Raw genomic sequence first — 7,610 nt, 5'->3', positions numbered from 1 at the left:
CCCCAACCCTCTCCCCCAGGAGAGGGAGTGCCCCTGCCTGAAGGTGGGGTTATGCAAAGGTCTCCCAAGGAGAGAGGGGTAACACTTTTTCCTCAGGGCCTCGTTACGCAAAGATATTCTGCATGGATGGGAGATTTGCCCCTATGGGCACGACTTGTCGTGCCGCTACGCATCCTCTTCCAGGGCTCCGGCGCGTCGCAGGATAGTCCAATACGCATGGTCAGCCAGGTGGACGATGGTATTTACCAGGCTGCGCTCGACGTTTTCACCCTCGGCGGAGTGCGCGCCGGCCGTATGCACAATGGCTTCCGGCAGGCCCACGGTAAGCGCCACGTGCACGCCATACGCGGGATGCCGCACTGCAGGGAAGCCCGCTTTGCGGGGGTCGGCGCGCCAGCGCGCCTGGTTGGCGGGACTGAATTCGAACGGCTTGCCCAGGTCGTGACAGAGCGCAGCGGCGCATAGCAGGTCGCGGTCGATGCCCAGCGGCCCCACCACCTGCTCCAGGGAGTCGGCCACGGCCAAGGCAATGCGGGCCACTCCGCGCAGGTGGTCGGCTTGGGTGCCTTGCTTCATGGCGGGGGTATCCGGATTGCCGGACGCGCGCATCTGCTCGACGGCCGTGAATTCGGTTTCCGAGAGGGCAAAGGCCCAGGCCTCCACCACCTGCTCCCGCAGCGTCTCGTCTGAGATATCGGCTAATTCCGGAAAGCTTTGGCGGACGCTTGCCCGCAGTTCATCGTTGCCGGCCATGGCAATTCTCCTTTAGGTCAGGAATTTTTGGGTCTTCCATCATATTCAGCGTAGCGAGGCGGTAGTTCCCTTTTGTTTTGGGATTCTATCGAACGAGGAAACCGGTCTGCCACCTAACCGGTCAAGGCACGACATGTCGTGCCCCTACGCTTTCGTAGGTCTTGCAAGACTCTCACCCTCATCCCGGCCCGCTCTCGCCATGGAAAGTCTTGGAGGAATTCGGTCAGGGACGCAGCAAATTTCTCCCTCTCCTCGGAGAGAGGGAGTGACCCTGCATGAAAGTGGGGTTATGCAAAGGTCTCCGCCGGGGGACTTTCCCGCCCCGGCGTGGGTTACGCAAAGCTCTCCTCAAGGGAGAGGGGACTTTCTCCCTGCAGCGGCGCTACGCAATGGTCTTCGCCACGGGAGAGGGGCTCCCTCGCGTGGCGAGGTACCTAGAAGGCCATTGCGTACAGAGCCTAAACTGCCGGCAGCTTCCCATCTACCTGCCTAATGGTGTGCCACTGCGCCGTTGCGGTTGCTCAACCAGAGGCGCACCAGGTGCCGCCGCCGCTCCGGTTCGGGATAGTCTTCAAAAGAGGTGCGGTTGTGCAGCAGCCAATGGTTGCTTGTGAAGAGCATCTGGCCCGGCTCGAGCAGCATTTCAACGTGCAGGTCTTGGCGGGTCAGCGTCGCTTCCACCGCCTCCAGTGCCTTGGCTTGCGCGGGACTGAATGGCTCACCCATCTTCTCTTGCCCCACCTGAATGTAGTAGTACAGGTAGCGGATGTGCAGGCCCTGCGCATCCCAGCGAAAGATTGGCGCTTCGAAGACCGGCTTTTCGCCTTCTTTGAACTGCCCCCGCCGGTCGAAGTAGAAATTCTCATAGAGGATTGACAGCGCGTCCGGGTACTTGGTGAGCAGTTCGTTGTGCAGCGTATACGCGCTGAGGAACTGGCTCCTGCCGCCGGACTTTGCCCCCTGCAAGCTGAGCAAGCCGAGGATATCGGGAATGGGGTCGCCGAAACAGTGGTCCATGTGAAAACTGCTCTCCAGGTTGCTCACGGAGAAGCGCGCCCCTTTGGATACGTCCTGCCCCATATCGCGCACGTCATAGAGCAGCGTGCCTCTCACGTCCTGGGCGAACGGCGCACCGAGAAGCTGGCCGATGACCCAGTAGACCATCTGGGCCTCCTCGCGGGAATACCGCTCGAACGACAGCCGCTCGACGATGATGAACCCCCGTCCGCTCTCCAAGGCGACAACAGCATCGTTCAGGACTGCGGCGCAAGCCGGAAAGTCGGCGCTCGCGATCCGGGTCTCCGTGATCGGCTGGGACTGGCCTCGCCGCTGCGCGACAAAGGCGTCAAGCTCCGCAAAGCAGTCCGCCGTCAAAGTGTAGCGCCACGACTCGCCCCCATCGATTGACTGCGCGGTCCACGCCCGAGAATCGGTGATCACTTCCGACAACATCTGCGTGCTTGCCATGCTAATTTCCTCCCAACTTTGCTGGCTTGTGTCACCTCAGTGTCTGACCTCAATTACGGTCAATGTGCTTTTGCAACTGCAAATCCGGTTTCAGGTAGCGCGGGGGCTTGTCCCCCGCCTCCTAACTCTTCTGGTAGCGCGGGGGCTTGTCCCCCGCCTCCTAACTCGAAATGGAAACGAGCACGCTCACTTCCGTCTGCTCCTGTCCAACTCGAGACAATCCAATCGCGCTTCAGGGTCTACGACCGTTGGTGACATTTTACACCACCGCGCCAGAACCAACCCCGCGGCCCTAGCGGGGGTCAGCCTCATTCCGGGATACAGCAAAGCACACGCTTTGGACAGCAATGGCAGCGATTCAGCCCTTCACGCCCGCCCGCTTGCACCGCTGCTCCTTGAAACCACCTACCCGCCGCGCTAGAATCGGTAAATCCATACAGGCAACCAAGGAGCCTGCACAGCCCTTGCCCAATTCCCATAGCCACAACATGGGCGTAGGTCGCGAAGCAAGACACACGGCAACTGAGCACAGCAACGATGAGCGCACGCACTGAGAGTCGGCAGATGCAAGAACCGTCCGCTGAGGCAGCAACCAGCGCATACCTCCAGCGGCTGCGCGAGCGGCAGAACGCTTACCTGCAGCGCATGGCGCCGCTGTGGGCGCAGGCGCATCCCTATGCGTCGCGGGTAATGGATGAGTATGGGCTGACGCCCGACGACTTCCGCACCGTAGATGACATTCCCAAGCTGCCGCCCATGACCAAACAGGACTACATCCGCGACCCGGAGTCGTTTCGGCTTGACCCCGCCCGCGCCACCGGCCTGAGCCTGGAGGAGCGAACGATCGCCGACATCATCTACACGGCGGGGTCTACCGGCGAACCGACGCCCTTCTACGACACGGTGCACGACCGCTTTGCGCGCATCGACCTGCTGGAGCGCGGCGCGCGCATTGCGGGCGTCGGGCCTGACGACACCGTGATGAACCTCTTTCCCCTGAGCGCCGTGCCCCACCAGGGATACTTGAGTGCCACGTGGGGCGCCATGGCGACCGGCAGTAAGCTGCTCAGCGCACATACCGGCCGCGCCTATGCTGACTTTCCGGTGCATAGGCGCATGGACGAGGCCATAGATCTCATCGAGAGCCAACGCGCCACGGTGCTGTGGGGCATCACCTCGTATGTGCGGCGCGTGATCCTGCGCGCTGAGACTCTCGGCAAGGACTTTAGCGCGGTGCGCCTCGTCATGGCAATGGGCGAGCCCTGCCCCACGGCTATGCGCAATGACATGCGCGCGCGGCTCACGCACCTGGGCAGCCCGCACGTCACGGTCAACAACGGCTACGGCATGACGGAGCTCATGGGGCCGTCCACGGAGTGCCGCGAAAACGGCGGCGCTCATCTGCCCGCGCCCGAGCAGTTCCACTTTGAGGTGGTTGACCCGCAGACGTACGCGCCCGTGCCTGACGGCGCGCGGGGCCTGCTGGTCCTAACGCACCTCAACCGGCGCGGCACGGTGCTGCTGCGCTACGCGGCCGGTGACGTGGTAGCGCTGACGCACGAGCAGTGTCCTCACTGCGACCGCTACGAGCCGCGCTTCCTGGGCAGCCCGTATCGCGTAGACGGCCTGACGAAGGTCAAGGGCACCTTGGTGAATCCGGCTATGCTGTTAGAAGGACTATCGGGTTTGCTCAGCCGGGGGGTGAGGGAGTACCAGGTTGTCATCAGTCGAGAGACTCCCCACGATCCGCTCTCCGCCGACGTACTCCGGGTGCGCGCCGCGTGCGCCGAGGCAGAACGAGAGCGCTTACGGCACGAGATCGCGGCCACCGTGCGCGCCGAAACGGAGATTAGTCCCGAAATTGAGTTTCTGCCGGCAGACGGCTTTGGCGAAATCGCGGGCGGCTACAAGTTCAAGCGCTTTGTGGACGAACGAGTGGATATGTAAGCAGTATTAGCAAGACTTCTCAATCCAAGAAAGATTGCACCATCGTGGGAACACCGCAACGTACCGACCGGCTCGTCGCCGGTGATGAACTGGACCCGTTCACCTTTCAGGTGACGGAGGAATTCAACGAGAACTTCCTGCACGCAGTGGAGGACTTACATCCACGCTATGTGACAGGCGAGGATGGCGCGCCGCCTATCATCCACGCCGGGCTGCTCTTCAATTTCAGCAATCTGACGCGCAGTCCTTCGTTTTCCCTGCCCGCCGGTGTGGCGGCCATTCACACCCATGAAGAAGCCACGTACTATGAGCCCGCGCCTGTTGGGAGCACTATCACCGTTTCCTGGAAAATCTTAGACACCTATAGTAAGCGGGAACGTGAGTACCAGGTTGTCGAGGCGCTCATTACCACCGAGACCGGCGCACAAGTGCTTCGCCGTATTTCGACGAACATCTACATGGGGGAAGAGTAATGTCTTTCCCTGTAGATGTCAGGCAATTCGTTGACAGATTTGAGAACAAGAGCAACTGAACGCAACACAAGATTTGACAAGTACCAATGTCATTCCGAGCGGAGCGTCGAACAGGGTTCGCGGAATCTAGGGTCCATGAAACATGTCGCCCGATAGGCTCAAAAGCTTAGATTCCGCGCTCTTAGCGACTCTTCGCTGCGCTACGATCGGAATGACTTGATTTCTCTACGCCGCCAATTGGGTAGAGGATTCTGTCAACGAAATAGTCAACACTTACAGGAATGACGGAAAGCTGGAAGATAACGCAGCAAGGACACATAGATGCAACAGATCTCGCCCGACACGCCCGTCGGCCACACCGTAACGGGCCGCACAAAGAAGGTCACGTCGTACCGCACGTGGCTCTTTTCCGGCGGCTGGCCGCGCTTTGACGGCTGGCCCGCCAAGAATGTGCACACCGACCTTGCCGCCGCGCAGGCGAGCGGCCTGCCCACCCGAGCCGCCTCCGGCGCCATGTGCCTCGGCTACCTGACGGAACTGCTGGTCGACCTCTTTGGTGAGGCCTGGCTAAGCTACGGAATGTTCGATACCAAGTTCATTGGCATCATCGACGCCGGTGACGACATCGTCTCCAAGGCTCGCGTCACTGACATAGAGAGTACAAATTCAGGTGTCCAGTTCTCGCTCGACGTCTGGTGCGAAAACCAGGACGGCACGCCGGTTGTCGTCGGCACGGCGAGCGGCAGGCTGGAGTGATGCCGGACTTTCGCGCGCCAGGCCGTGACGTGGAGCGAGCGGCGAATGGAATTCCACCTGTCACTCCGTCGCACGCCGGAGTCTCGGGCGGGGGCTGTGCGTTAGGCGCGGCAAAGATGGCTTCCGGCTTCCGCCGGAATGACGGACGTGGACCGGCCACATTCGTTGGAATAGAGAGCAAACAGCCCGCTCGCCCAGGGCAAGTAAGAGATTAGAGTCCTACGCGAGAAGAGTCTTGAAGTAACGAGTTTCCGCAATTTGAGGAGCGCAAAGGATGCCTGGAATCGTAGCCTGCGTCCATCCCCGCGCCGCTGAGGAAGGCGCAAAAATTCTGGAAGCGGGCGGAAATGCCTTTGACGCTGCCATTGCCACCGCTTTCGTGCAGATGATCGTGACGCCCTTCAGTTGCGGTGTCGGGGGCATGGTCTCGGCGCACCTCTTTTCGCGTGCGCACGATGCCCACGTAATCGTGGACGGCTGCCTGCGCGCCGGATCGCAGGTGACGGAGGACATGTGGCTTGACGACTATCGCGGTGAAGGAGAATTCAGCGGTGAGAGCCTGTTTGAAGACTACCGCAGCACTATGGGCTACACCTCCATCTGCACGCCCGGCGCGGTGGCCGCCTTGGGCGAGGTGCACCGCAGCTTTGGCACCTTGCCGTGGCGGGTCCTCCTGCAGCCGGCAATCCGCATCGCGCGGCAGGGCTTTCCCGTGCTGCCGGGCATGGCGCAAGTCACCAACGAGCAACCGGAACCCTACAGACCCAGCCGTGTCGAGCGTCTGAGCGCAACGGCCGATTGCGCCGCGCTCTACCTGAAACCGGACGGAGCGCTGTTTGACGCGGACGAGCAGCTTTGCAATCCCGCGTATGCCGATACACTCGAACAGCTTGCCGCGGCTGGCGCGGATGACTTCTACCACGGCGAGTTGGCCCAGCGCATAGGCAATGATCTGGAGCGCAACGGCGCGTTTGTAACCCGCGACGATCTGGCCGTGTACAAACCGGTCACCTACGCCCCCCGCGCGACTACCTACCGCGACTACACAGTGTATAGCAACGGCGCGCCGGGCGGTGGGCCGCTGCTGCTGCAGTCGCTGAACGTGCTCGCGGGGTTCGATCTCACCGGGCTGGGACACGGCAGCACAGAATACTTGTCCCATCTGGGGTCTACGCTGCAATTGGTAAATCAAGACCGGCGCGATTATTTAGGAGACTCCGACTTCCTGCCGCAAACTCCAGAGTCGGTGCTACTTTCGACGGAGCGCACGGCCCAACTCCGCGCGGCGGTGACGGCCGGTACCGTAGGCGGCGTCGCGCCACCCCATGAGCACGGGGATACGACCCACCTCACCGTGGTGGACGCGGCGGGCAATATCGCGTGCATTACCCACAGCAACGGCAACCATTCGGGCGTCATCACACCCGGCATGGGATTTGTCTACAATAACGGCATGAACCGCTTTGATCCCCGGCCGGGCCGCGCCAGTTCCTTCGCTCCCCGCAAAGTGCGGCTGCACCTGATGATGCCGGCCATAGCCACGCGGGACGGCTCGCCCGCCGTGGCCTGGGGCGCGCCGGGCGGCAACGCCATCCTCAGCGCCCTGGTGCAGGCGTTTTCGAACGTCGTAGACTTTGGTATGACCGCCACGGAAGCGGTGACAGCGCCGCGCATCCACGCCGAAGGCGACACAATCTGGTGCGACGCCCGCATGCGCACGGATATCTGCGCTGCTCTACGCGCGCGGGGATTCACGGTTGAGCAGGACCCGATCAGCTATCCGTCCCGCTTTGCGCTCTGCCAGCTCGTTACAATCGGGACAGACGGCAGGCTGGACGGCGGCTCCGACCCGCGCGGCGAAGGGGCGGGAATCATCGCGCGCACCTAATGTGCCCGCACCGTAGTCGCAGCGCTGGACTCTTGCGTTTAGGCCGTAGCGCGGGGGCTTGTCCCCCGCTCCTGGATACAAGGAGAAACAGGGCTTTTCCCATGGACACCGTATTGGGGAAGAGGGCACACAACGATTGGCCCAATACAGACGCAGGTTACAAACCTGCGCTACCGGGGATGTGGGGACTTGCAAGTACCATGTTCCGCGCTTTAGTGGCAATTGCAACGTCATTGAAGCTAGTCTCCCGCCTGTGGCAATGGGCGCACGTTGCGGAGAAGATGGATTCCCGCGAAAGCGGGAATTGTAAATGCCAGGTAATTCGT

General features: G+C 61.6%; 6 protein-coding genes. 4 read left to right on the top strand and 2 right to left on the bottom strand.

What is annotated here, in order from left to right; genetic code table 11:
- Positions 1-165: 165 nt before the first annotated feature.
- Both OXE05_01515 and OXE05_01510 read right to left on the bottom strand, forming a co-directional pair.
- Positions 166-753 carry an HD domain-containing protein gene (locus OXE05_01515; GenBank protein MCY4435994.1) on the bottom strand — a complete coding sequence of 196 codons (588 nt, stop codon included), beginning with the start codon at positions 751-753 and terminating at the stop codon, positions 166-168.
- Between the two features lie 489 nt (positions 754-1,242).
- On the bottom strand, positions 1,243-2,220 hold the full coding sequence (locus tag OXE05_01510) for a TauD/TfdA family dioxygenase (GenBank protein ID MCY4435993.1): 978 nt from the start codon (positions 2,218-2,220) through the stop codon (positions 1,243-1,245).
- A gap of 564 nt (positions 2,221-2,784) precedes the next feature.
- Here OXE05_01510 and OXE05_01505 point away from each other — a divergent pair.
- The 4 genes from OXE05_01505 to OXE05_01490 all read left to right on the top strand — a co-directional run bounded on the left by OXE05_01505 (position 2,785) and on the right by OXE05_01490 (position 7,284).
- Positions 2,785-4,167: an AMP-binding protein gene (locus tag OXE05_01505; GenBank protein MCY4435992.1), complete on the top strand. Its 1,383-nt coding sequence runs from the start codon at positions 2,785-2,787 to the stop codon at positions 4,165-4,167.
- 44 nt (positions 4,168-4,211) lie between these two features.
- Complete coding sequence (locus tag OXE05_01500) at positions 4,212-4,640, top strand: MaoC family dehydratase N-terminal domain-containing protein (protein MCY4435991.1); 429 nt, start codon at positions 4,212-4,214, stop codon at positions 4,638-4,640.
- 321 nt (positions 4,641-4,961) lie between these two features.
- A complete protein-coding gene (locus OXE05_01495) occupies positions 4,962-5,396 on the top strand; it encodes a MaoC family dehydratase (protein ID MCY4435990.1) in 435 nt (144 codons plus the stop codon).
- Between the two features lie 274 nt (positions 5,397-5,670).
- Complete coding sequence (locus tag OXE05_01490; GenBank protein MCY4435989.1) at positions 5,671-7,284, top strand: gamma-glutamyltransferase family protein; 1,614 nt, start codon at positions 5,671-5,673, stop codon at positions 7,282-7,284.
- Positions 7,285-7,610 lie beyond the last annotated feature (326 nt).

This window comes from Chloroflexota bacterium (assembly GCA_026710945.1).
Lineage (GTDB): Bacteria > Chloroflexota > UBA11872 > VXOZ01 > VXOZ01 > VXOZ01.
Note: the sequence above shows the minus strand (reverse complement) of the source record. Positions and strands in the feature narration are given on the sequence as shown.